26 protein-coding genes are annotated in these 21,796 nt (G+C 33.5%); 20 read left to right on the top strand and 6 right to left on the bottom strand.

The genetic code is table 11. The annotated features are described in order from the left end of the window. The 3 genes from ACJMLH_RS09145 to ACJMLH_RS09135 all read left to right on the top strand — a co-directional run. A partial coding sequence (locus tag ACJMLH_RS09145; protein ID WP_405276933.1) for a type II secretion system F family protein occupies window positions 1-469 on the top strand: 469 nt, incomplete at its 5' end. Next, window positions 469-651: a class III signal peptide-containing protein gene (locus tag ACJMLH_RS09140; protein WP_405276931.1), complete on the top strand. Its 183-nt coding sequence runs from the start codon at window positions 469-471 to the stop codon at window positions 649-651. The genes ACJMLH_RS09145 and ACJMLH_RS09140, both read left to right, overlap by 1 nt. A gap of 166 nt (window positions 652-817) precedes the next feature. Then, complete coding sequence (locus ACJMLH_RS09135) at window positions 818-1,528, top strand: DUF4013 domain-containing protein (protein ID WP_405276929.1); 711 nt, start codon at window positions 818-820, stop codon at window positions 1,526-1,528. A gap of 642 nt (window positions 1,529-2,170) precedes the next feature. Here ACJMLH_RS09135 and ACJMLH_RS09130 read toward each other — a convergent pair. Together ACJMLH_RS09130 and ACJMLH_RS09125 are read right to left on the bottom strand one after the other, a co-directional pair. Beyond that, window positions 2,171-2,746: a TMEM175 family protein gene (locus ACJMLH_RS09130; protein ID WP_405276927.1), complete on the bottom strand. Its 576-nt coding sequence runs from the start codon at window positions 2,744-2,746 to the stop codon at window positions 2,171-2,173. Further along, entirely contained in the window at window positions 2,733-3,314 is a 582-nt protein-coding gene (locus tag ACJMLH_RS09125; protein ID WP_405276925.1) for a TMEM175 family protein, read from the bottom strand. The genes ACJMLH_RS09130 and ACJMLH_RS09125 overlap by 14 nt, the downstream gene beginning before the upstream one ends. Before the next feature lie 48 nt (window positions 3,315-3,362). On the opposite strand from ACJMLH_RS09125, the gene ACJMLH_RS09120 reads away from it, so the two are divergent. Beyond that, window positions 3,363-4,775 carry a lactaldehyde dehydrogenase gene (locus tag ACJMLH_RS09120; RefSeq protein WP_405276923.1) on the top strand — a complete coding sequence of 471 codons (1,413 nt, stop codon included), beginning with the start codon at window positions 3,363-3,365 and terminating at the stop codon, window positions 4,773-4,775. Between the two features lie 48 nt (window positions 4,776-4,823). Here ACJMLH_RS09120 and ACJMLH_RS09115 read toward each other — a convergent pair whose 3' ends face one another. After that, a complete protein-coding gene (locus ACJMLH_RS09115) occupies window positions 4,824-5,546 on the bottom strand; it encodes a tRNA-binding protein (protein WP_405276921.1) in 723 nt (240 codons plus the stop codon). 163 nt (window positions 5,547-5,709) lie between these two features. Here ACJMLH_RS09115 and ACJMLH_RS09110 point away from each other — a divergent pair, with 163 nt between their 5' ends. The 4 genes from ACJMLH_RS09110 to ACJMLH_RS09095 all read left to right on the top strand — a co-directional run bounded on the left by ACJMLH_RS09110 (window position 5,710) and on the right by ACJMLH_RS09095 (window position 8,328). Further along, a complete protein-coding gene (locus ACJMLH_RS09110; protein WP_405276919.1) occupies window positions 5,710-6,102 on the top strand; it encodes a PRC-barrel domain-containing protein in 393 nt (130 codons plus the stop codon). A 73-nt stretch (window positions 6,103-6,175) separates the two neighbouring features. Then, window positions 6,176-6,940: an aspartate dehydrogenase gene (locus ACJMLH_RS09105; RefSeq protein ID WP_405276917.1), complete on the top strand. Its 765-nt coding sequence runs from the start codon at window positions 6,176-6,178 to the stop codon at window positions 6,938-6,940. Beyond that, a complete protein-coding gene (locus ACJMLH_RS09100) occupies window positions 6,941-7,663 on the top strand; it encodes a tRNA(His) guanylyltransferase Thg1 family protein (protein ID WP_405276915.1) in 723 nt (240 codons plus the stop codon). It abuts the gene before it with no gap. Then, on the top strand, window positions 7,660-8,328 hold the full coding sequence (locus ACJMLH_RS09095; RefSeq protein ID WP_405276912.1) for a Mov34/MPN/PAD-1 family protein: 669 nt from the start codon (window positions 7,660-7,662) through the stop codon (window positions 8,326-8,328). The genes ACJMLH_RS09100 and ACJMLH_RS09095 overlap by 4 nt, the downstream gene beginning before the upstream one ends. A gap of 58 nt (window positions 8,329-8,386) precedes the next feature. Here ACJMLH_RS09095 and serA read toward each other — a convergent pair whose 3' ends face one another. Beyond that, complete coding sequence (gene serA, locus ACJMLH_RS09090; RefSeq protein WP_405276909.1) at window positions 8,387-9,961, bottom strand: phosphoglycerate dehydrogenase; 1,575 nt, start codon at window positions 9,959-9,961, stop codon at window positions 8,387-8,389. Between the two features lie 200 nt (window positions 9,962-10,161). On the opposite strand from serA, the gene ACJMLH_RS09085 reads away from it, so the two are divergent. Both ACJMLH_RS09085 and ACJMLH_RS09080 read left to right on the top strand, forming a co-directional pair. Next, window positions 10,162-10,500 carry a heavy metal-binding domain-containing protein gene (locus tag ACJMLH_RS09085; protein WP_405276907.1) on the top strand — a complete coding sequence of 113 codons (339 nt, stop codon included), beginning with the start codon at window positions 10,162-10,164 and terminating at the stop codon, window positions 10,498-10,500. A gap of 7 nt (window positions 10,501-10,507) precedes the next feature. After that, a complete protein-coding gene (locus ACJMLH_RS09080) occupies window positions 10,508-11,302 on the top strand; it encodes a hypothetical protein (RefSeq protein WP_405276905.1) in 795 nt (264 codons plus the stop codon). Here ACJMLH_RS09080 and ACJMLH_RS09075 read toward each other — a convergent pair. Together ACJMLH_RS09075 and ACJMLH_RS09070 are read right to left on the bottom strand one after the other, a co-directional pair. Beyond that, window positions 11,299-11,685: a hypothetical protein gene (locus ACJMLH_RS09075; protein ID WP_405276903.1), complete on the bottom strand. Its 387-nt coding sequence runs from the start codon at window positions 11,683-11,685 to the stop codon at window positions 11,299-11,301. The genes ACJMLH_RS09080 and ACJMLH_RS09075 overlap by 4 nt on opposite strands. Before the next feature lie 9 nt (window positions 11,686-11,694). Beyond that, on the bottom strand, window positions 11,695-12,627 hold the full coding sequence (locus ACJMLH_RS09070) for a transcriptional regulator (protein WP_405276901.1): 933 nt from the start codon (window positions 12,625-12,627) through the stop codon (window positions 11,695-11,697). 70 nt (window positions 12,628-12,697) lie between these two features. Between ACJMLH_RS09070 and ACJMLH_RS09065 the strand changes: the two genes are divergently transcribed. From ACJMLH_RS09065 to ACJMLH_RS09020, 10 genes are all read left to right on the top strand, one after another. Next, window positions 12,698-13,948, top strand: coding sequence for a DUF1743 domain-containing protein (locus ACJMLH_RS09065; RefSeq protein WP_405276935.1), 1,251 nt, complete (start codon window positions 12,698-12,700; stop codon window positions 13,946-13,948). 193 nt (window positions 13,949-14,141) lie between these two features. Further along, on the top strand, window positions 14,142-15,056 hold the full coding sequence (locus ACJMLH_RS09060) for a DUF3100 domain-containing protein (protein WP_405276899.1): 915 nt from the start codon (window positions 14,142-14,144) through the stop codon (window positions 15,054-15,056). Then, a complete protein-coding gene (locus ACJMLH_RS09055) occupies window positions 15,057-15,545 on the top strand; it encodes a hypothetical protein (protein ID WP_405276897.1) in 489 nt (162 codons plus the stop codon). Window positions 15,546-15,684: 139 nt separating this feature from the next. Beyond that, window positions 15,685-16,584: a DUF3100 domain-containing protein gene (locus ACJMLH_RS09050; RefSeq protein WP_405276895.1), complete on the top strand. Its 900-nt coding sequence runs from the start codon at window positions 15,685-15,687 to the stop codon at window positions 16,582-16,584. Continuing rightward, entirely contained in the window at window positions 16,584-17,075 is a 492-nt protein-coding gene (locus tag ACJMLH_RS09045; RefSeq protein ID WP_405276893.1) for a hypothetical protein, read from the top strand. The genes ACJMLH_RS09050 and ACJMLH_RS09045 overlap by 1 nt, the downstream gene beginning before the upstream one ends. 68 nt (window positions 17,076-17,143) lie before the next feature. Then, window positions 17,144-18,547, top strand: a complete 1,404-nt coding sequence (locus ACJMLH_RS09040) for an MmgE/PrpD family protein (protein WP_405276891.1) — start codon at window positions 17,144-17,146, stop codon at window positions 18,545-18,547. A 6-nt stretch (window positions 18,548-18,553) separates the two neighbouring features. Then, on the top strand, window positions 18,554-19,456 hold the full coding sequence (locus ACJMLH_RS09035; protein WP_405276889.1) for a peptidase: 903 nt from the start codon (window positions 18,554-18,556) through the stop codon (window positions 19,454-19,456). A 5-nt stretch (window positions 19,457-19,461) separates the two neighbouring features. Next, window positions 19,462-20,334 carry a fumarate hydratase gene (locus tag ACJMLH_RS09030; protein WP_405276887.1) on the top strand — a complete coding sequence of 291 codons (873 nt, stop codon included), beginning with the start codon at window positions 19,462-19,464 and terminating at the stop codon, window positions 20,332-20,334. Between the two features lie 42 nt (window positions 20,335-20,376). Further along, the gene (locus ACJMLH_RS09025) at window positions 20,377-21,192 is read left to right on the top strand and encodes a citryl-CoA lyase (RefSeq protein WP_405276885.1); all 816 of its coding nucleotides are present in this window, start codon (window positions 20,377-20,379) and stop codon (window positions 21,190-21,192) included. Beyond that, entirely contained in the window at window positions 21,179-21,688 is a 510-nt protein-coding gene (locus ACJMLH_RS09020) for a nitroreductase family protein (protein WP_405276883.1), read from the top strand. Before ACJMLH_RS09025 ends, ACJMLH_RS09020 begins: the two co-directional genes overlap by 14 nt. Window positions 21,689-21,796: the final 108 nt, after the last annotated feature.

Genomic DNA, 21,796 nt, shown 5'->3' with positions numbered 1-21,796 from the left:
GGCAATGTCTAAAAGATTAAAATCAAAGGAGCTTGAAAGGATATTTGGAATTATTCTTGATGGAAGAAAATCAGGATCAAGTATTTCATCAGTACTTAGTGATGTTTCTGATGATTTGAGGGATTTGCTTGCACTTAAACGGGAGAGAAAATCAACTGTAATGATGTCTGTAATGTTTTTGTTAATTTCGGCTGTTATTGCAACGCCATTTGCAATTGGTATGGTGGGGGTTTATTCGGGATTTATGCAGGGTTATGGTATGGAATCGGAAATTATTCTGACGGCTCCAATCGCTGGTGAGATTTATTTAATCATTCACTCGATTTTAGTGGGTTTTATCATTAGCATTATTATGTACGGTGATATTAAAAAAGGATTTAAGTTTTCACTACCTTTGGCCAGTGCATCTTTTGCAATATTCTATTTTATTTCCACCTTTGGTGGGAGCTTGATTATGGGGGGATTATAATGGATAGTAAAGGTCAGGCATCTGCAGAATTTATTTTACTGTTTGGAGGCATTATGGTTGTAGTTCTACTTGTTGTTTATATGTACAATAATTATATCGGCGATTTAAGTGATGAAATTGCATCAAATGAGGTTAAAATATTTAATTCTGAACTAAATTCTTTGGGAAATTATTTTAAATAGTGTTTCAACATTATCAATTATATTTTTTTAAATAATATATCTTTTTTTTAAGCTATTGTTGTAAACATTCACTTTTTACTACTTATATTTAAATATAAGTGTTTATATAAATAATTAATGACTCTATAAAAGGGTTTTTTTCAATAAATTTAAAGGTGAACAAAAAATGGAAATAGGTGAAATTTTAGGTGATGCTTTAGTTTATCCATTTCATAATATTAAAGCATTAGTTTTATATCTTATTTTAGGAATTATTTTAGGAATTGCTATAATTGGTACATTGGTATCTGTTTCAGCAGGTGTCGCAATTGAAAATATTTGGGCAGTTATCGGATCAGGTGTTATTGGAATCATCATTTCACTTTTCATAGTATTCCTTATTAATGGTTATCAATTGGATATTGTTAAATATGGTATTCAGAGAAGTGCTAGTGCTCCTGATATAGATTTCATAAGACAATTTATTAATGGTGTTAAATTGTTTGCAGTACAAATTGTTTACATGCTTATTCCAATTATTATCAGTTCAATTTTAGCAATCATCTTCCAACATTGGTTATCTGGAATTATTTCATTCATTGTTAGTATTATTTTCTCATTAGCTTTAGTGATGGCACAATGCAGATTGGCTAAAACTGAAGATATTGGTGATGCACTTTCAATTGGTGAAGCAATTGGTGATATCTCAAGAGTAGGTATTGTAAAACTTATTTTAGTAATACTCATTATTGCAATTATTTCATTGATATTATATTCCATTGCTATTCTAATCGCAAAATGGAATGCTACAGTTGGAGGTATCCTATTTGGTATCATAGTAGTTTATGTACTATTCTTTAATGGAAGAGTATTAGGTTTATTATACTCAGATGTATAAATATAAACCTTTTTTTTATTTTTTTAAATTTCAATTACTTGTTTTAACATTAAAGCATTTTTAAGTTTTTTCTTGAATTGAAGTTTTTTCTAATAATTATTAAATTCACTTTAAATCGCAATTTTCTCAACGGAAACACATTATTTTCAATTCATTTTTTGTATCTTAAAGTTAATTTTCATTAAATTGATTTTCATCAATATTTCATTTGAATTTGCACTTTGGCCTATAAGTGGGTGACATTAACATTAACGATTCATATTTCACAGTATGGTTTTTGAATTTCATGCGAAAGTCATGATTTTTTAAAAAATTTTTAGTTACATTAATATTCCATTTAAAATATTTGTTTTTTTATTTGTAACTTGAATATTGCATTGATTTTAAAAAACAGTATTATTTTGCCATTTGTTGTTAATTTGAACTATTTTTACTTAATTATTGTAACAATTTTTCCTGCCAGTAACTCAAGATTTTTTCCACATTTTTCCATTTAAAAAACTGGTCTTCTTATTTCATAAATTCAACAGTTAAAATTTAAAATTTGGTCAAAAAACTAATAAATATCAATATGAAGTAATATTTTACTTTTGTTTTAAAAAATTTGGCATCTCAAGTAGTTACACTTGAAATGCACCTCTCTTAGGATAAGTAATGTTGAATTTTTGGTATGAACCAAATTCCCAGTATTGAAAGTAAGCAGCATATCATAATTGCCGGAGGATAAATGAAGTATCCAATTACCATTCCAATTATAACCAGTATAATGGTTCCATACATTGGATAATGATTGCTTAGGGCCAGTTGCAGGGCAATATTTGCTGGGTCTGATTCTTTCAGGAATTTCCCGATTATCATTGATAGAATTGCAGTTATCAAAAAACACAAACCATACATGAACTGTGGGAAGAATTCATAGAAATTTTCACCGACAAATGTTGTAAAGTAAGGCAGCAGTGAAAATACAAACAGTGTAACTCCCATAGACCAGATAACATTAGGGTCAATCTTATTTACAATGCTGAATAGGTTATTGTTGTAATTCCAAAAATTAAAACATACAATAAAACTGACTGCGTAAATAATGAATTCGTACCTAAGTTCGTAAAGGGATCCCCAAGTTCCCGCGCTTGCAAGAGGTATTTCCAGGACAATGATTGTAATAATGATAGCTAAAATTGCATCAACCAATGCTTCAAAACGATCAGTTTCCATCATTAGGCCTCCTTAGTATTCTACCTAAAATAATCCATAAAATAACTGACAATAAACAGCAAATGTAAATTCCAGGAATATAGATTGTGTATGTTAAAATAAATCCAACTAATAATATTATTGTTGGAATGTTCATGTAATATGAGTTGAAATTCATTTCATTCAACTTTTTATTATAAGGATTGCTTCTATAAATCGCCCGCGTAGCTAATGTATTTAGAATATGGGTTATAATAAATAGCAATCCGAACATTGTCTCGGCAGGGATTGAATAAACATTATTTGCAAGCCAAATTGTAAAATAAGGCAGCAGTGAAATTACAAATGTCATTGTTCCATAAATCCATACTGAGGTATTGTCTATTGTATCGATGACCTGGAATAGATTATGATTTGCATACCAGATATTGTATAAAATCATAAAGCTGATTAAATATGCAATATAAATGGAATTCAATTCTATAAGGGCACCAGGTGTTGGTGATGTAGGTTGTGGAATTTTTAAAACTAAAACAGTTATTATGATTGCGATGATTGCATCAAAAAAAGTTTCAAATCTAGTGGTTTCCATAGATGAATATTTATTAGTTTTAGTATAAATATTAATCAAGGTGATAAAATGGATATGTTAATTGGCGGAAAACACATCTCAAGTGATGATTTACTGGAAGTTAAAAATCCTTATGATAATGAAGTAATCGATACTGTTCCCATTGCTCACAGGCAAACTGCAGATTTGGCAATAACAGAGGCAAATAATGCTAAAGACTCTTTGCAAGAAATGTCAGCATTTAAGGTTTCAAATAAATTATTCAATGTTGTTGAAAAATTAAAGGATAATCGTGAAGATTTTGCTCGTTTGCTTACATTGGAAGTTGGAAAGCCGATTAATGAATCTTTAGTTGAGCTAGACAGATCAATTGAAACATTAAAGCTTGCTGCTGAAGAAGCAAAAAGAATCTATGGTGAAAGCGTGCCATTGGATGCGGGTTTAAATGGAAAAGGATTTTTCGCATTCACACAGCGCCTGCCTTTGGGCGTAGTTGCAGCCATCACTCCGTTTAACTATCCTTTGAATCTGACTATCCATAAAATTGCACCTGCAATAGCCTGTAAGAATACTGTTATTATAAAACCTCCAACGGAAGCTCCTTTGACAGTAATGAAATTTGCAGAACTGTTAAATGAAGAATTTCCTGATGGAGTGGTAAATACTGTTACCGGATACGGCTCTGAAGTTGGGGATTACCTTGTCACTTCAAATGGAGTAAATAAAATTTCGTTTACAGGGAGCGTAACAACAGGGCTTATGATATCTCAAAAGGCAGGAATGAAAAAAGTAACATTGGAATTGGGTGGAAATGATCCGATGGTTGTTTTAAAAGATGCAAATCTTGATAAGGCAGTAACTGGTGTTATTAATGGCGCATTCTTAAATGCGGGCCAGGTCTGCATGGGTGTTAAAAGAATCATTATTGAAAATGAAGTTGCTGATGAATTTTGCGAGAAATTGGTGGCTCAAACAGAAAAGATGGTTATGGGAAATCCTTTGGATACAAAAACCACTCTTGGAACATTGATATCTGAAAAGGCAGCAATTCAAGTCGAGCAAACAGTTAATAATGCAGTTCATGAGGGCGCTAAAATATTGACGGGGGGTGTTCGTGATGGTGCATTTTACCAGGCTACTGTTATTGATAATGTAACTCCGGATATGGATTTGGTTATAAATGAAACATTTGGGCCAGTAGCACCAATCATTCGCGTCAGTGATGTTGATGAAGCCATTAAAGTTGCAAATGAGACAGATTATGGATTGCAGGCAGGAGTATTTACTTCAGATTATGCCAATGCAATGCGATGTGCTCAGGAAATCGAAGCAGGAACAGTATTTATAAATAAACAGTCCACCTTCAGAACAGACAACATGCCATTTGGAGGATTCAAAAACAGTGGTGTTGGAAAAGAAGGAATAAAATATGCTGTTGAAGAAATGACAAAAACAAAATTGATAGGTTTGAACCTGAGATAGTGACTTATGCATTATTTGTAATAAAAAAAGAAAATAAGTTTTTAAAACTTATTTCAAATAGCTTTCTACAAGGTTACGGGTTTCGTTAAGTGACTCTATAGGGATTCCCTTAGGCATTTGTCCAAGTTCGCCTTCAACATCTTTGAGAATACTTCCGTTCATTCCCAGAAACATTCCTTCACTAACGATGTCACTGAATGATTGCGGAGGAAGTAAGGATACTCCCACTTTATTTTCATCTTTAACATTTAAATCGTTGGTAACAACAGTAACTGCACGTTTTCCTAAATTAACATTACAGATAAGCAAATTTTCGTTTTTAGGATGTTTTGTAACACTCATTACTTCGCCCACTTTAATGTCAATGCCTAAAATTGGGTCATTTATTGGGCCAAGGGCCAGGCGGTCTTTAAGTCCGATCATGGTATCCAGGAAAAATCTCACTTTTGCAATGTTTTCCTGTGTTTTTTCCCTATCTTCCTTTGGAGCATTGTTTAAAAACTTTTTATTCCAATCATCTCCACCCAAATATTCAATAATGCTTAAAGCTTTTTCTTTTATGGCTTCAACATCTGGTGAATTTGTCAATTCATCTCCTTCCAAGTAAGAATATGTCAATGATTGAAAATCACTGTTCATTTGTTTTCCTAAATCAATTGCTTGCTTTTTATTCCAGCTTCCTCTAAATGATGCTGTTGGAATTAGGTTCAGGTAATTTTCTCTTGCTTTGCTTGCTACTAAAATTCTATAATCTTTTGTTGTATCCCACAATTTAAAGTCCCCTTGTAATCTAAATTATATTTTAATTATTAAATTTAATAAGTTTTTTGTTAAATAAGACGTTTTCAAGTTTAAAAAACAAAAACTATTTATATTAACAATTAAATAAAGTTATACATATTTATTTAATATTATTTTATATTGTGGTGTAAACATGGTAGAAGTTTCAAAATTACGCAGTTTAGATATTTATACCAACACAGGACATTATGTTGGTCGTGTAGAAGATGTTATTCTTAATATCAGGTTAGGTACTATTTCAAAATTACAAGTTAGAGCTATTGAGCAAGAAAAAAGATCTTCAGGTTCTTTAGTAGGTCAAATATTTGGTAGCATTCGTGGAGAATCTCCAGAAGAACATGATATGAGATCTTTCCAAAATGATTTATTAACCGTGGACTTTGATAAAGTTCAAGCTATTGGAGATATAATGTTAATCAACCCAAGGGATATTAAAAAAGTCGCTCCTGAACCACAAATCCCTGAAGCAACTCCAAAACAACCTGAAACTCAACCACAAACTGAAACTCAAGTTCAATTTGACTAAAAGATTAGAAATAATCTTTTAAAATCCTTTTTTTTATTTTATATTTATTTAAAAACTTATTCTAAGTGATACTATGAAAGTAGGTATTATAGGATGTGGAGCTATTGCCAATATTATTACAACCAGCATAGTTCCGGAAGATAATGGAATTGAAATCGAATACTTTTTTGACAAGGATATTGAAAGAGCTGAAAATTTGGCAAGTTTCGCCAAGGGTGTGGCAGTACTTGACTTGGATGAAATGTTAAACAATGTTGACCTGGTCTTGGAATGTGCTTCACCAGATTCCGTTAAGGAATTAGCTCCAAAAGTACTTGAAAAAGGTATAGACATGATTATAATGAGTATTGGCGCATTTATGGATATGGAATTCTATAATAAAGTCCTGAAAATAGCTAAAGATAACAATGCTAAAATACACTTGCCTTCCGGGGCAGTTGTAGGTTTGGACGGTATAAAGGCTGTTGCCAATTTCGGATTAAAGGAAGTAAATCTTGTAACTCGCAAATCTCCTAAATCTCTTGGTAAAGATATTGATTCCGAAGAGGTTTTATTTGAAGGAAAGGCTTCCGAAGCAGTTAAGGAATTTCCATTAAACATTAATGTTGCTGCAACAATTAGTATGGCATGCAACATGGATATTGATGTTAAAATCATTGTCGATCCTAAAGTTGACAGGAATGTTCATGAAATTACTGCAAAAGGAGATTTCGGTGAGTTTAAAACAACTACTATGAATTTCCCATGTGTTGCCAATCCAAAAACAAGCATGCTGGCGGCACTATCAGCAATTAGGTTGCTTAAAAGTTTCAATGAAACAATCAGTGTGGGCCTGTAAATGAAAGAATTTGAAGTTTATTCGTCTTTGAGAGTTCCGAAAAACTCTAAAATTATCATTCGCCTAGATGGAAGAAGCTTTCATAAATTGGCTCGTGATTTAAACCTTGTAAAACCATATGATGATAATTTTTATGAGGTAATCTCTAAGGTTTGCAGGGATTTGTTTGAAGAGTTTTCAGCAGAATTCGTTTATGCTTTTTCAGATGAAATAAGCTTGCTTTTAGATAATGTCCCTTTTGATGGCAGAATTGAAAAAATCAACTCTGTAATAGCTAGTTTCACTGCAAGTTCTTTTGTAATGCATTACAATACCCAATTCAAAAAGCCTCCCGCATTTGATTCAAGAATCATACCTGTTAATGAGAAGGATATTTTAAACTATTTCAAGTGGAGGCAGGATGAGTCTTGGAGAAACTGTGTTAATTCACATGGAATTTCTTTCCTCAAATCCAAGTATTCAAATACTGAAGCCAACGAGAAAATAAAAGGTATGAACTTAAGTGACATTCACGAATTTTTATTCGAAAATGGCATTAACTTGAATGATGTTGAAACTTACAAAAAAAGAGGAATAGCAGTTTATAGGAAAAATAAGGAAATAGTAGGTTTCAACAAAAAAGAAAACAAAAATCAAATTTCATATAGAAGTTACATTTATACTGATTGGGAACTTCCAATATTTAGCGAAGAGTTCTTTAAAGATATAAAGGTGATTGAATGAGTTTTATTTCTAAAATACTCGGCAATGATGATGAAGAATTCAAAGAGGTTAGAGTTGATAGAGAAGTTCTGGAATCTGTAATATTCTATTCCAAACAGGCATATCCAAATGAGTTTTTGGCATTCTTTGATGGCATGATTAAAGATAAAATATTATACATTACCAGCTTATTATTTGTCCCAGGTGAAACTTGTGAAACCGGTGCTGTTGTTCATACTGAACTAATTCCGATGACTACCAAATATTTCGGATCCGTACACTCACACCCCGGTCCAAGTGCAATGCCGTCTACTGCAGATTTAAGAACATTTTCAAAATATGGATACTTCCACATGATTGTATGTCTGCCTTACAGTTTAGAGACCTTCAAATCATATGACAGATATGGTCAACCCTTAGATTACACAATTGGAGATTACAGTCACTTGGTTGATTATGATCCTAATGACTTTTTCGATGAAGGTGATGTTGTAACCGATAGTGATGAGTTCAAACCGGGATTTTTGGATGAAAAAGATGATAAATTTTTCAAAAGTCTTGATGAAGAACGAAAAAATCAGTATGAGGAATTTGAAGAAAGAATTCAAGCACAAAATCAGGTCTTGAAAATTGAGATTAATTCTGACGGCACCATCAAAAAAATCACAAGGGAATTTAAAGAATAGCTCTTTTTTTGGTTGAAAAAAAATAAAAAATAAAAAACAATATGGTGAAAATTGTTTTTTATAATTCTAATCCATTAGCTTCATAAACGTTATCTAAAGCTTGGATTTCTTTAATAACATCTTTTGGAATTTCTTTATCTAAAGTCAGAACCATGATTGCTCTTCCGCCTTTTTCATCTCTTCCAACTTGCATAATTCCGATGTTAACGTTGTGTTCTCCTAATTTAGTACCAATTTTACCAATACTTCCAGGAACATCTTCATATTTTGCAATAAACATGTGTCCTTCAGGAATAACATCAACCCAATAATCGTTCACTTTTAAAATTCTTGCTTCGTGTAAATGTGTTCCGACAGCTGAGAACTCATCGGTTGCACTTTTTGCAATAACTTTAATTAATGAATCATATCCTTTGGCATTGTTTTTTCTTCCTTCAGTAATACTTATTCCTCTGTCTTTTGCAACAAGGGATGCATTTACTGCGTTTACAGGAGAACTTAAGAATGGATTTACAGCACCTTGAATAACAGTTCTTGTTAAGAGTTCAAGGTTGTCAATTTCAGCTAATTCTCCGCTGTAAATAATTTCGATTTCTTTAATTTTACCGTTAACTCCTTGAGATATGAAACTACCTAATTTTTCACATAATTCCATGAATGGAGCTAATTCCTGATATGTGTTGCTGTCAATACGTGGCATGTTCAATACATTTCTTGGAGCTTTTCCTTTTGCTAAATTGATAATTTCATCAGCCACGATAATAGCAGCATCTCTTTGAGCTTCTTTGGTTGAAGCTGCAATGTGAGGAGTTAAAACGATGTTTTCAAGTTCAAATAATTTTGAGTCTTCTGCTGGAGGTTCTTCTTCATATACATCCAAAGCGGCTCCTCCAATCTTATTGTTAAGCAAAGCATCGTATAATGCATCTTCATCAATAACTCCACCACGTGCACAGTTCACGATATATGCAGTGTCTTTCATTAATTCAAATTGCTCGGTGGAGATTGAATGTTTGGTTTCAGGGGTAAGAGGTACATGAATTGTAATGAAGTCAGCATTTTTAAGCACTTTTTCCAAATCAGTTAATTCAACGCCCATTTGTTTGGCGACTTCTTCAGGCAAGTATGGATCATATGCCATTGCATCCATACCAAATGCTTTACATCTGTTTACTACTTGGGAACCGATTCTTCCCATTCCGATTACACCAAGAGTTTTATTTCTAAGTTCAACACCCATGAATTTTTTCTTTTCCCATTTACCTTCTTTAACGGATTTGTCTGCAATGGAAATTTTACGGGCCATGCTTAAAATCAATCCCATTGTGTGTTCAGCTACAGTAACTGATGTGGATTCAGGTGAGTTTACAACCATGATACCTTTTTCAGTTGCGGCATTCAAGTCGATGTTGTCTACTCCAACACCCGCTCTTGCGATGATTTTCATATTTTCTGCTTTTTCAATCAAATCTGCAGTAATTTTTGTCCGGCTTCTTACAATAATTCCATTATATTCGTGGATGGTATTCGCTAACTCTTTAGGAGTAATGCTGGTGTCTACGACAACTTCAGCCACTTCCTTTAAGTTTTCGATACCCTTTTCATTAATAGCATCAGCAACAAGTACTTTCATAATTTCACCATAATTTGTTTTTTTTTAAAAGAATATTTAATAGTAAATATTAATTAAATTTATATTTTTTATTATATTTAAAATTTAAATTAATCTGTGATTTTACAATATTTTTTATATGATGAATCAAATAATTATCATTTAGGTTAGAATTTATATTATTTGTTTTAATCTAAATTTAAATAAACGGAGAATTAATTATGGTATCTGTAGAAGAATTTCCAATTTCAACAGCAAATGATATTCCTGGTTATAGAATTGTGGAAACAAAAGGTTTTATTTATGGTTTGACCGTCAGAAGTAGAGGTGCCGGAGGACAAATCGGCGCGGGTGTAAAATCTCTTTTCGGTGGAGAAATCAAACAGTATGTGAAAATGATGGAAGAATCCCGTGATGAGGCATTACACAGAGCAATTGAACATGCACAGGATTTAGGTGCAAATGGAATTGTAGCAATTAGATTTGACTCAAATGAAATCTCTCAGGTAATGCAAGAGATTCTTGTTTACGGAACTGCAGTTTTAGTTGAAAAAGAATAGTGATAATATGTTTTTTGAGGACTTGGAATTTAAAGACAAGGAAATTCCAAAAACAATATTGGGTTATGGCCCATTTATGGCCGAACTTTATTTCGGACACAGATCAAGGATTTACCAATTGGATTTATATGAAAGTCCTCAAAATATTGCTGATGTTATTGTGGAATCATATAATCAGGGAATCAGAGCCATTAATTTGGTCAATGATTCCAATCTGCTTGAAGCATATGACCTTGCAGTTGAACAGAACTGTAAAATGAAGGTTATTGCAACAATCGGCAAATCTGATGTTGATTACTTAAATCCAAATTATGAAGTTGCAAAAGAAGTGGACTGGGACGATGATATAAGCCTATTCAGCAAATATGATTGTCCTTTAATGCTGGTTGATGAGTTTATCGTTGACGGTTATGACTGGAAATTAACTTCAAAGATATTGTCTGAAATTAACACTACCGGCGCACTTTCAGGTCTGGTAACAGCTTTTCCGTCAAAAACAACTGATTTGCTTCCTGATAATTTGGATATGGATTTATTTGATTTTTACATGATTCCATTTAACTCATTGTCCTATATGATGGATATCAGTGCATTTAATGCCTCTCAAAGAGAGGATTTCAAACAAAGATTAGTTAGCTTAAATAAAAAAGTAATAGCTACCAGAGTATTGGCAGCAGGTGTGTTGCCCCCTAAAGATGCTTTTGAATTTTTAAAAAAAATAGATTATGTGGATTTAATATCATTGGGAGTTGCTAAAGTCGAGGAGGCAAGCGAAGACTTTTCACTTCTAAAAGAATATTAAAGTTTTACAACTTCATATTCTTCAAATGGGACAAATCCATCTTCTTTTAATGTTTTATTTAAATCAGCCAATCCGTTAATCAGATCTTTTATATTTTTATTGGATGGTTTTTTGCCGGTAATCTGAAGGTATTGTCTTGGAGAAATTTCACAGAGTTCACATTCAAAATTGCAGCAGCGGTCCTTTTCTTCACAGCCGTATCCTTCCTGTTCTTCATCGGTTCCAATTACGATGTCATCAAGGATTCTGGATACTCTTTCGTCTGATGCAAACATGGCTATTTTTTGAGTTTTGCCACATATTCCAATAGCTCTTTGTCCTTTATAGTTGCAAACCCATTTAATAGGATGATTTTCCATATCTGTAATCTGTAAATTTTCCATAATATCACACTAATTTTCTTTTCTCTCTTTAATCATTTTTAATAATTCCTTGGAATTTTCAAATTCTTTTAACTCCCAGGATTTTATAACCGGTATTGTGCCTATTGACTCTCGTATCTTATCATTGTTGATTATGAAAACTGGTTCTGATGTTGTAACCATTGACAGGTCTTTTAGAGGAATTGCCATTCTTTTCAATGTCTTTTCAGTTCTGTTTTTTTCAACATTTGCAATTAATGGCGAATGATTGTCTGAACTTTTCATTTTTGCCACGGCATCGAATGGACTTTTGGAAGTGGACAGAACGCCATATCCAAGTTTTGACAAGTCATTAACATCATCACTATATTCAATGTCCTCTTTTTGTGGTTGCTTTAACAAATCAATATCGAGCGTAACTTTTGTATTGAGAATCTCTTCCAAAATCATTGCAGTTTCAGTATTCGCACGAACAATGCCATTTTCATATTTGTACATGGTAGCACGTGAAACATGTGCAAGACTGGCCAAATCCTTTAAAGACATTGAATACTCCTCACGGTATTGTTTTATAACATTTCCATCAATTTTTACAAAGTATCCTCCACGGTCTGCTAAAATTTCAGGGTATTCATTATAAACAATCATGTTTTTAAAGGTTTCAAAACCGACTGTTGGAATATCATATCTCTCATAGACGACCCCTTCTTCAAGAATGCCGTTTCTGGATTTTTCTCCGATAATGATTGGTGAGGCCAAAAAAATATTAGCTAATTGCTTCATTTCATGCGCATTTTGTTCATTTATACTGTCAATGTTTAAAAAGGTTTTTAAAAGTAAAATTAATAGGTTTTTCCTGGCTACCAAATCAAATGAGCCCTGCTCGTATGTGTCTGAGGTTTTATAACCTTGTGATTTTAGTAATTGTTCTATTTGCTGTAACAGGTTTCCGCGAGTTAACATTGAATTGCCTCTATTAATTAAACTATATATTGTTATAACTATAATATCTTATATATTTAAGGTGATTTAAATTAATGTTTTACATATTGGAATAGATGACACGGACTCTCCGGACGGAATGTGCACAACATTCCTTGCAAGTCAGATAATCAACAGATTAAATGAAAAAGGGATTGAACTTTTAGACTATCCCAGATTAATCAGATTAAATCCGTTTGCCAGATTTAAAACTCGTGGTAATGGTGGAGTTAGCTTTAAAATAGAAAATAACGATAATGCTGATTTGGCAAAGGAAATTGTTTTAAGGGAAGTTGAAAAATTATCCATGTTTGACTGTGACAATACAAATCCCGGTGTTGTCTTTTATAATGGTGAAATTACTGATGAGATGCAGGATTATGCATTCAGAGCAATTTATGAATTCATAACAATTGAAGAGGCTGAAAAATTTGGAAAGGAAATGGGCTGTGAAATTCATAAATTCAAAAAGGGAAGGGGCATTATAGGATCCATTGCAGCCATCAGTCTGCCGTTGTCTGATTACACATTTGAATTGCTTGCATATAGGGCTCCTGAAAATTATGGAACTGAAAGGCAGATTGACTATGATTCGGTTTATGAAATGGATAAGGAGACATTTCCAGATACCTTTGAAAACATTGACTATAAAGAAAACTACATTGCAATAGAACCTAAAACTCCATGCCCTGTTTTATATGGCATCAGATCGAACTCTGTTGAAGCTTTAAAGACAGCAAAGGAAATAGTTAAAGTTGGCGAACCTATTGTTGATTCCTGTATTTTTAAAACAAACCAGCACACCGATATGCATATTCAAAAAACTCCGGATATTGCATCCATGAAACAGTTTGGATGTTATGAGGTCATAGGTGAAGTAAAAAATAAGCCTAAAGTCATTGAAGGAGGACACATGTTTTTCCATATTAAGGACGAATCCGGTGAGATTGAATGCGGAGCATATGAACCGACAAAAGGTTTTAGAAATACGGTTTCATACTTGCGTCCTGGGGATGTCATTAGGGTATTTGGCGGAATTGGGGAGCAAAACACCTTCAACATTGAAAAATTTCAGGTTCTTAAATTAAACGATGTTGAATATCAAAATCCGGTTTGTGAATGTGGAAAAAGAATGACTTCTGCCGGCAAAAACAAAGGGTTCAAATGTAGGAAATGTGGTAGGAAAATTGAATCTAGTGAAAAAGTTCCTATTATTATCAAACGTAATTTAAAAAATTCTCAGTTTTACGAAACACCGGTTTCTGCAAGGAGACATCTTTCAAAACCACTTTGTAGAATGTAATATTATTTAAATACTCTTTTTTAACTTTTTATATTACGAATAACTTTATTATTGTTATTTTTTATTGTTCACTTTTTGTGAAATATTTTTTAATTTTTCGCAATTTTTATTCATGTTTTTAGAACTTTTGAGAACTAAATCATACTAATTTATATAGTACTTGTTTTATAGTTAGAATTAATTGACACATCTAATGTGTAGGGTGGGAGAGGGTATTATTTCAAACAATGATATTGACACGACAGATATTCAACATATATATCGTAATAAGACTGATAAACGTATTTTAAAAAAGAATCCCTGGAAAGATTACGGTTTACATCTATCCGTACTTCTTCTGGTAATTATTGCAGAACTGATTGGACCGATTGAAATTAATCTGACAAAAGGTGTTTCAGTTTCTATAATGCCATTGCTCTATACTATGGTTTTGGGACTTGTTTTTTATCTTGCAAAACCGATTAAATGGATTCAAAGAAAACAATCCAGAGTTGCTGAAGGGGCAATGATGCTTTTTATTGGAATTTTAATTGCCAAATTAGCTGTTTCCAGCGGTCAATCAATACATCTTATTTTTGAAATGGGTCCCGCTTTGATTTTACAGGAATTGGGGCACTTGGCCACAATATTTGTTGCACTTCCTATAGCATTACTGCTTGGATTTAAAAGGGAAACAATTGGTATGACTAATTCAATAGGCCGTGAACCTGAAGTTGCAGTCGTTGTTGATAAATTCGGATTCAACTCTCCGGAATCAAGAGGAATTTTCGCACTGTTTATTGTCGGAACAATAATAGGAACAGTATTCATTAGCTTTTTAACAAGTATTTGCGTTTCTGTTTTACCTTTACATCCTTATGCATTTGCAATGGCTAGCGGTGTTGGTAGTGCCAGTATGAATGCGGCATCTTTAGGACCTACTCTTGCAGCATTTCCTAGTTTGGAAACAAGTATTGAGGCATTTGCAGGATTCAGTAATCTGCTTTCATTTTCTGTTGGAATTTATATTGTAATTTTCATTGCTTTACCTCTGACTGAAAAGTTATATTATTTTTTAGAACCAAAAATCGGAAAAAAAGAAACTATAAACGAGCAGGGAGGTAAATAGATGGTCGATTTCATTGATGGATCTGAAAATGTTTCTGTCCATGGAATTTTTAACTGGATTTTACTTTTAGTAATTTTTTCAGTTATAACCGTTATCGGCAATTACATAGGATATAAGCATCCCATATCCGATTCTTTGGTAGGTATGGCAATATTGTCCGGCATTACATTAATAGGTGTTTGGATGGAAAGGGAAGTTCCATTAAATATTTCTTCTATTATTTACATTAGTGTTATCGGTATTGTTTTGGCTTTTCCGGGCATGCCTACTTCTAATTTCGTACTGCATTATGTTTCTCAGGTTGAACTTTTATCTATTGTCACTGTATTTTTAGCTTATGTCGGAATTGGTATGGGTAAAAGTTGGAATGAGTTTAAGGCTTTAGGATGGCGTGCAGTTGTTGTAACTGTCATTGTAATCGCATCTACTTATTTGGGTTCTGCATTTGTGGCACATATTATTTTAGTTTTAACTGGGGTTCCGGTTTAATTTCTTCTTATTTTGTGAAATAGTATTATCATTTTTTTTCTATTTTTTTCATCTTTTGTGAAATTTTTAATTTTGAATGATATTAATTTAAATATTATGTTTGAAGTAATTAATATTATACAGTTATAATGTTATATTGTTGGGGGAGTGGATTTCTATTCCGAATAAGGATGGCCAAGTTGAGCATATTTATCGTGAAAAAACGGATAAAAGAATTTTAAAGAAAAATCCATGGAGAGATTATAGATTACATGGTACTGTACTTATTTTAGTAATTATTGCTGAACTTATAGGCACAATTAAAATCACACTTACCAAAGATGTAGCAATAACAATAATGCCTTTAATTTATACGATTATTTTGGGTCTTGCTTTTTATCTGATTAAACCTATTAAATGGATTCAAAGAAAACAGGCCCGTATTGCTGAAGGGGCAATGATGCTTTTCATTGGTGTTTTGATTGCAAAGTTAGCTGTTTCCAGCGGTCAGTCTATAAGCCTTATTTTTGAAATGGGGCCTGCTTTAATATTGCAGGAACTCGGACACCTAGCAACCATATTGGTACTTCCAATTGCGCTTTTATTAGGATTTAAAAAGGAATCCATAGGTATGACAAATTCCATCGGAAGGGAACCCAATGTTGCGGTTGTTGTTGATAAATACGGTTTTAATTCACCAGAATCAAGAGGAGTATTTGCAATCTTCATCATCGGAACTGTAATCGGTACAATATTTATAAGTTTCCTCGTTACATTCTCACTGTCTTTCATACCTCTTCATCCATATGCATATGCTATGGCAAGTGGTGTGGGTAGTGCCAGTATGAATGCTGCAGCTATTGGACCAACTCTTGCGGCATTTCCTGGAATGGAAACTCAAATTGAAGCATTTGCAGGATTCAGTAACCTGTTGTCCTTCTGTGTTGGTATTTACATTGTAATATTTATTGCACTCCCTCTGACAGAAAGAATGTACAATTGGTTGGAACCAAAAATTGGAAGAGAAGCTTTAGTGCCTGAAAAGAAGGAGGATGAATAATGCCTGACTTGCTTGAAGGATCTGAAAATGTTACTGTTCATGGTATCTTTAATTGGATATTGTTGTTAATCATATTTTCAGTCATTACTGTAATTGGCAACTATCTGGGTTATAAGCATCCGATGACTGACTCTTTAGTGGGCATGGGCATATTGTCTCTCATTACTCTCATTGGGGTATGGCTTGAAAGGGAAGTTCCGTTTGACATTTCTTCAATATTGTATATCAGTATTATCGGTATTCTAATTGCATTTCCTGGAATGCCTACATCTAAATTTGTTCTTTACTATGTTTCTAAGGTTGAACTTTTATCAATTGTAACTGTCTTTTTAGCTTATGTGGGTATTGGAATGGGTAAAAGCTGGGATGAATTTAAAGCTTTAGGTTGGAGAGCTATAGTAATTACTGTTTTAGTTATTGCCGCAACTTACTATGGTGCAGCAATTGTAGCACACATTGTGCTAGTTTTAACTGGTGTTCCGGCAGCTTAAAGGCCTTTTTTAAAATTCATAAGTTAACTATTTAACACTATTTTTACATATATTAAGTTAGGTGTTTTATGTTTTTAAAAAATATTTCTAAATTTATTTCAAACTATCGTTATGAACAGGCAACTGTGGAATCCATCACCACTGTAAAAGCAGCTTTCCTGGACTTTTTCGGAGTAACCTACAGGGGAGCTAGTGAAGAGGCTTCAAAAATAGCCTACAATACAGTTGAAGAAATATTTTCTGGAAACTTAAATTTAAATTTAAGGGCTTCTGTTATAGGAAGAAATAAAAAAACCAATATTTTAAGTGCCGGATTTTTAAATGGTGTTTCAGCTCATGTATTGGAGTTGGATGATGGACACAGAGGTGGACAAATTCATTTGGGTTCAGTGATATTCCCTACTGCTTTGGCAATTTCCGAAAGTTTCGATTTGAGCGGAAAGGAATTTCTGGAAGGCGTCATTGTAGGTTATGAAGTTGGAATATTGCTTGGAAAAATTGTAAATCCTGACCATAGAAACAAAGGATTTCATACTACAGGAACCATAGGAGCGTTTGTCGCCGGAACAGTAGCCTCAAAATTATTGAAACTTGATGAAGAGCAAATCTTAAATGCACTGGGTTTATGCGGAACCCAGGCCGCAGGTCTTTTGGAATCAGATCATGGAGGGTCCATGGGCAAATCATTGCATGTTGGAAAGGCAGTTTATAACGGAATGTTATCCGCATTCCTTGCAAGAAACGGATTTACCGGTAGCGGCACCATATTTGAAGGAAAAGAGGGGCTTTTAAAAGCGATGGTGTATGATGATTATAATGTTGAAGATTTCTCATTTGAAAAGGTTTTAAAAGAAATAGGCAAAGTGAGAGTAAGGGACATTTACTTTAAAAAATATCCGTTCTGCAGACATATTCACTCATCAATCGACACGGCCTTAAAGCTTAAGGCAAGCATAGGGGATGAATATGACCATATTGAAAATATAGCGGTTAAGACATATGATGTTGCAGCTCAGCACAATAACTTCAACCCTAAAAACAAGGAAGAGTTGAGGCAGTCCCTGCCGTTTGCTGTTGCAATATCTCTTGTAGTCGGTGAGGTAACCGTTGATGACATTGACCAGTTGATTGAATATGGTCTTCTGGATAATTATTCCACAGTCGATAAGGTAAACAGCATTAAAAATCTTGCAGCCAGAATGATTATTCTTTCAGACGATAAATTAAATGAGTTGTATCCTGAAAAAAGACCGTCAAATGTTATCATTAAATTAGACAAGACATTTAGAAACGGAGTATTTCAAAACATCACATTGCTTCCAAAAGGAGATTTTGAAAATCCATATAAATTAAGTGAATTAATCGATAAATTCAAAGCTAATAATCCGTTATATGATATAAGAAACCTTACAGTCATTGATTCTATTGAAGATTATTCCATGAGTTATGTAGTTCAAAAATTAAATGAGTAGGATATTATGGATAAAACAAAGGCATTTTTAAAAAATATTGGAATTGAAGAGACTTTTGACGATTTCAAATCATCTAAACGATTTGCTGATGGTGGACAATATCGTTTTGAAGTTCCGGGAATTCAATCTCCAAATACCATGAAAACTCTTTTGATCGAATCTAGAAAGAGTGATGTTTTCATCCATAGGGTTACTCAAACAAAAGGAATCATGCTCTTAAGTGACGAGGACATAACTTCAATGGTTAATTTGGCTAAGGATTACGGATGTGAGTTGTTTTTATCAGTTGGTCCGAGGGCAACTTATGATACTTCAGCTACAGTCCACACAAAAGAGGGGAGCCGAATCGGTTACAGGCTCAGAGGTTATGATAATTTAGTTTATGCCATTGAAGATGTAAAAAGGGCATGCAGTTTAGGTGTTCGGGGAATATTGTTGTATGATGAAGGTCTTCTTTGGGTTTTAAATAAGATGAGGGCCAAAGGCGAAATTCCTAAAAACACTCATTTTAAATTGTCAGCTCATGCAGGCCATTCAAATCCTGCAGCCGCAAAACTGCTTGAAGAAAATGGTCTGGACTCACTAAATCCGGTTAGGGATCTTCAAATCCCTATGATTGCAGCCATTAGAAATGCTGTAGATATGTCTATAGATTTGCATACTGAAAATCCCAAATCCACCGGAGGATTCATACGCCATTATGAAGTTCCAAAATTTATTGATGTTGCAGCTCCGGTTTATTTAAAAACAGGAGGTTCAGTTGCAGCCAACCATAATTGGGACACCACAGAAAAAGAAGCTAAAGCTCGCATTAAACAGGTAATGCTTGTTAAAAGAATGATTGACACTTATTGTCCGCAAGCTGTCGCATCACCATCACAAAGTGATGATTTATCCGTTCCTGAGTGATTTTTATGGATATCATTGACTGCATTTCAGAAAAAATTATAAAAGCATCAACCACACTTACTGATGATAAATTAAAGGCATTGACCAATGCAATTGAAATGGAAGAAAATGAAAATGCCAGATGGGCTTTATCACAAATTTTAGAAAACTATAAAGTTGCCCAGAAGACTCGTTTTCCGTTATGTGATGATACAGGAATTCCACACGTTATTGTTGAGGTAGGATCTAATAGGGAAATTACTGGAGAGCTGTTAAATCAAATTCATGAAGGGGTAGCTTTAGGTTTAGATAATCTTCCGGCAAGGCCGATGGCAGTTAAAGGAAATGCAATTGAAAGAATAGAACAAAGTGAAGGGTTATATGAAAAGCAGGGAATGCTCAAAACTGCATCTATTTTAATTGACTCTTCAAATGACGAATCAACCTATAAAAGGGATGTTCATCCGGATACATTAAATTTACATTTCATACTTGAGGGGGGAGGTCCGGAAATTAGGGCCAAAACATTAAGAGTATATCATAAACGTTCATTTTATAACGTTATTGATACTGTAATCGATTGGCTGTCTGATTCGCTCAATTTGTTGGGCTGCACACCTTCAATTCCATCAATAGGTATTGGAAGAACACATTATGAAGCAAATGCTCTGCTTTTAAAATCAATTGCTTATGGGAATTTGGACAGTCAAAGTGAAGTTGAACAATATGTAACATCTAAATTGAATGAAACTGGAATAGGTCCTTTGGGTTTTGGTGGAAAAACAACAGTTTTAGGTTCTTATGTCAATATTGGTAATCAAAGGGCAAGTGGTGTTAGAATTGTTGCAGTAAGACCATCTTGTTTTGTCGAGCCAAGAGTAGCAACATTAAAATTATAATAACTATATACTTATATTAAATAATTCAAAAGGTACATGAAAATGCAAGAAAATAATTTTAGGGTAAATTCTCATTCTTTGAAAACAGCTATTTCCCGTGTAGAGGAAGATAAAATTGTAACTAGAGGATACAATCAAAGAGATTTAATTGAAAAAATCCGTTACAGTGACATGATATATTTGCTTCTAAAAGGGAGATTGCCTTCACCTAAGGAAGGTAAAATATTTAATCATGTTCTTGTTTCATTTTGTGACCATGGTGTAACTCCTCCAAGCACTCAGACAGCAAGGCTGGTTGCCTCATCAGGTTCTCCAATGAATACTGCAGTAGCGGGGGCATTATTGTCTTTTGGCCATAAACATGCAGGAGCAATTGAAAAAACAATGCAGCTGTACCAGTCAAGGATAAATTCAATTTATAATACTGGTGATTCCAGCCTTGATAATAAACAAATTGCAAGTCTGGCTATTGACATATACAATGAATATATCAATGGAGATTTAAAAATACCCGGTTTTGGACACAGATACCATAATGTTGACCCGAGAGCAGATAAGTTAATGGAACTTGTAATTAAGGAAGGGTTTATTGGACCTCACATTAAATTAGCTTTGGCTCTTGAAGATTTGATAAATGAAAAAAAGCAAATCAGATTGAATGTAGATGGTGCAAATGCCGCAATATTATCTGATTTGGGGTTCACTCCTGATTTGGGATTGGGTGTGTTTATAATAGGCAGAACTCCCGGTATTATTGCACACATTCATGAAGAAAATATGGAAGAAGAGGAATTTAGACGTTTTTGTGACCTTGATGATATAATATATACAGGAGGAAGATACGATGGAATTCGTTGATGTAATTACAGAAAGATACAGTGTAAGAGGTTATTTGGATAAGGAAGTCGAAAAGGAAAAACTGGAATACGTTTTAAAGGCAGCTACATTAGCGCCAACTGGTGTAAATTTCCAGCCTTTTAAAGTTTATGTTATTGACACTAAAAAATATAAAGATGAATTGTCTAAGATTTACGGAGCAAAATGGTTTGTCGAAGCTCCTTATGTATTGTGTGTTGTTGCACTTAGAGATAAAGCATGGACAAGACCATGGGATGGAAAAAACATAGCAGACATCGATGCAACAATTGTAATGGATCATATGATACTGGCCGCTCAGGATGTTGGTCTTGGAACATGTTATATAGGTGCATTCAAAAAATACGAAGCTCATAAATTCTTAAACCTGGATGAAAACGAAGAACCTGTATTATTTACTCCGTTAGGTTATGGTAATGCCGAGCCTCGTGAAACTCCAAGAAAAGAATTAGATGAATTTGTAGTTTACATGGATTAATATGGATTTATTAATATTGTCTGCAGATAATTCAAAGGAAATGGAGAGTATTTCTGATGAATTATCTCAAAAAAAATTTAAAATTTTGGAAAGGGATGAAAATTATAT

Origin of the sequence: Methanobrevibacter sp., assembly GCF_045116495.1 — an archaeon.
Lineage (GTDB): Archaea > Methanobacteriota > Methanobacteria > Methanobacteriales > Methanobacteriaceae > Methanocatella.
This window is presented reverse-complemented; position numbering and strand designations above follow the sequence as displayed.

Coding starts and splice junctions, on each gene's coding strand:
- ACJMLH_RS09140 (WP_405276931.1), top strand. CDS start 469: ATGGATAGTAAAGGTCAGGCATCTGCAGAATTTATTTTACTGTTTGGA.
- ACJMLH_RS09135 (WP_405276929.1), top strand. CDS start 818: ATGGAAATAGGTGAAATTTTAGGTGATGCTTTAGTTTATCCATTTCAT.
- ACJMLH_RS09130 (WP_405276927.1), bottom strand. CDS start 2,746: ATGATGGAAACTGATCGTTTTGAAGCATTGGTTGATGCAATTTTAGCT.
- ACJMLH_RS09125 (WP_405276925.1), bottom strand. CDS start 3,314: ATGGAAACCACTAGATTTGAAACTTTTTTTGATGCAATCATCGCAATC.
- ACJMLH_RS09120 (WP_405276923.1), top strand. CDS start 3,363: ATGGATATGTTAATTGGCGGAAAACACATCTCAAGTGATGATTTACTG.
- ACJMLH_RS09110 (WP_405276919.1), top strand. CDS start 5,710: ATGGTAGAAGTTTCAAAATTACGCAGTTTAGATATTTATACCAACACA.
- ACJMLH_RS09105 (WP_405276917.1), top strand. CDS start 6,176: ATGAAAGTAGGTATTATAGGATGTGGAGCTATTGCCAATATTATTACA.
- ACJMLH_RS09100 (WP_405276915.1), top strand. CDS start 6,941: ATGAAAGAATTTGAAGTTTATTCGTCTTTGAGAGTTCCGAAAAACTCT.
- ACJMLH_RS09095 (WP_405276912.1), top strand. CDS start 7,660: ATGAGTTTTATTTCTAAAATACTCGGCAATGATGATGAAGAATTCAAA.
- serA (WP_405276909.1), bottom strand. CDS start 9,961: ATGAAAGTACTTGTTGCTGATGCTATTAATGAAAAGGGTATCGAAAAC.
- ACJMLH_RS09085 (WP_405276907.1), top strand. CDS start 10,162: ATGGTATCTGTAGAAGAATTTCCAATTTCAACAGCAAATGATATTCCT.
- ACJMLH_RS09080 (WP_405276905.1), top strand. CDS start 10,508: ATGTTTTTTGAGGACTTGGAATTTAAAGACAAGGAAATTCCAAAAACA.
- ACJMLH_RS09075 (WP_405276903.1), bottom strand. CDS start 11,685: ATGGAAAATTTACAGATTACAGATATGGAAAATCATCCTATTAAATGG.
- ACJMLH_RS09070 (WP_405276901.1), bottom strand. CDS start 12,627: ATGTTAACTCGCGGAAACCTGTTACAGCAAATAGAACAATTACTAAAA.
- ACJMLH_RS09060 (WP_405276899.1), top strand. CDS start 14,142: ATGTGTAGGGTGGGAGAGGGTATTATTTCAAACAATGATATTGACACG.
- ACJMLH_RS09055 (WP_405276897.1), top strand. CDS start 15,057: ATGGTCGATTTCATTGATGGATCTGAAAATGTTTCTGTCCATGGAATT.
- ACJMLH_RS09045 (WP_405276893.1), top strand. CDS start 16,584: ATGCCTGACTTGCTTGAAGGATCTGAAAATGTTACTGTTCATGGTATC.
- ACJMLH_RS09040 (WP_405276891.1), top strand. CDS start 17,144: ATGTTTTTAAAAAATATTTCTAAATTTATTTCAAACTATCGTTATGAA.
- ACJMLH_RS09035 (WP_405276889.1), top strand. CDS start 18,554: ATGGATAAAACAAAGGCATTTTTAAAAAATATTGGAATTGAAGAGACT.
- ACJMLH_RS09030 (WP_405276887.1), top strand. CDS start 19,462: ATGGATATCATTGACTGCATTTCAGAAAAAATTATAAAAGCATCAACC.
- ACJMLH_RS09025 (WP_405276885.1), top strand. CDS start 20,377: ATGCAAGAAAATAATTTTAGGGTAAATTCTCATTCTTTGAAAACAGCT.
- ACJMLH_RS09020 (WP_405276883.1), top strand. CDS start 21,179: ATGGAATTCGTTGATGTAATTACAGAAAGATACAGTGTAAGAGGTTAT.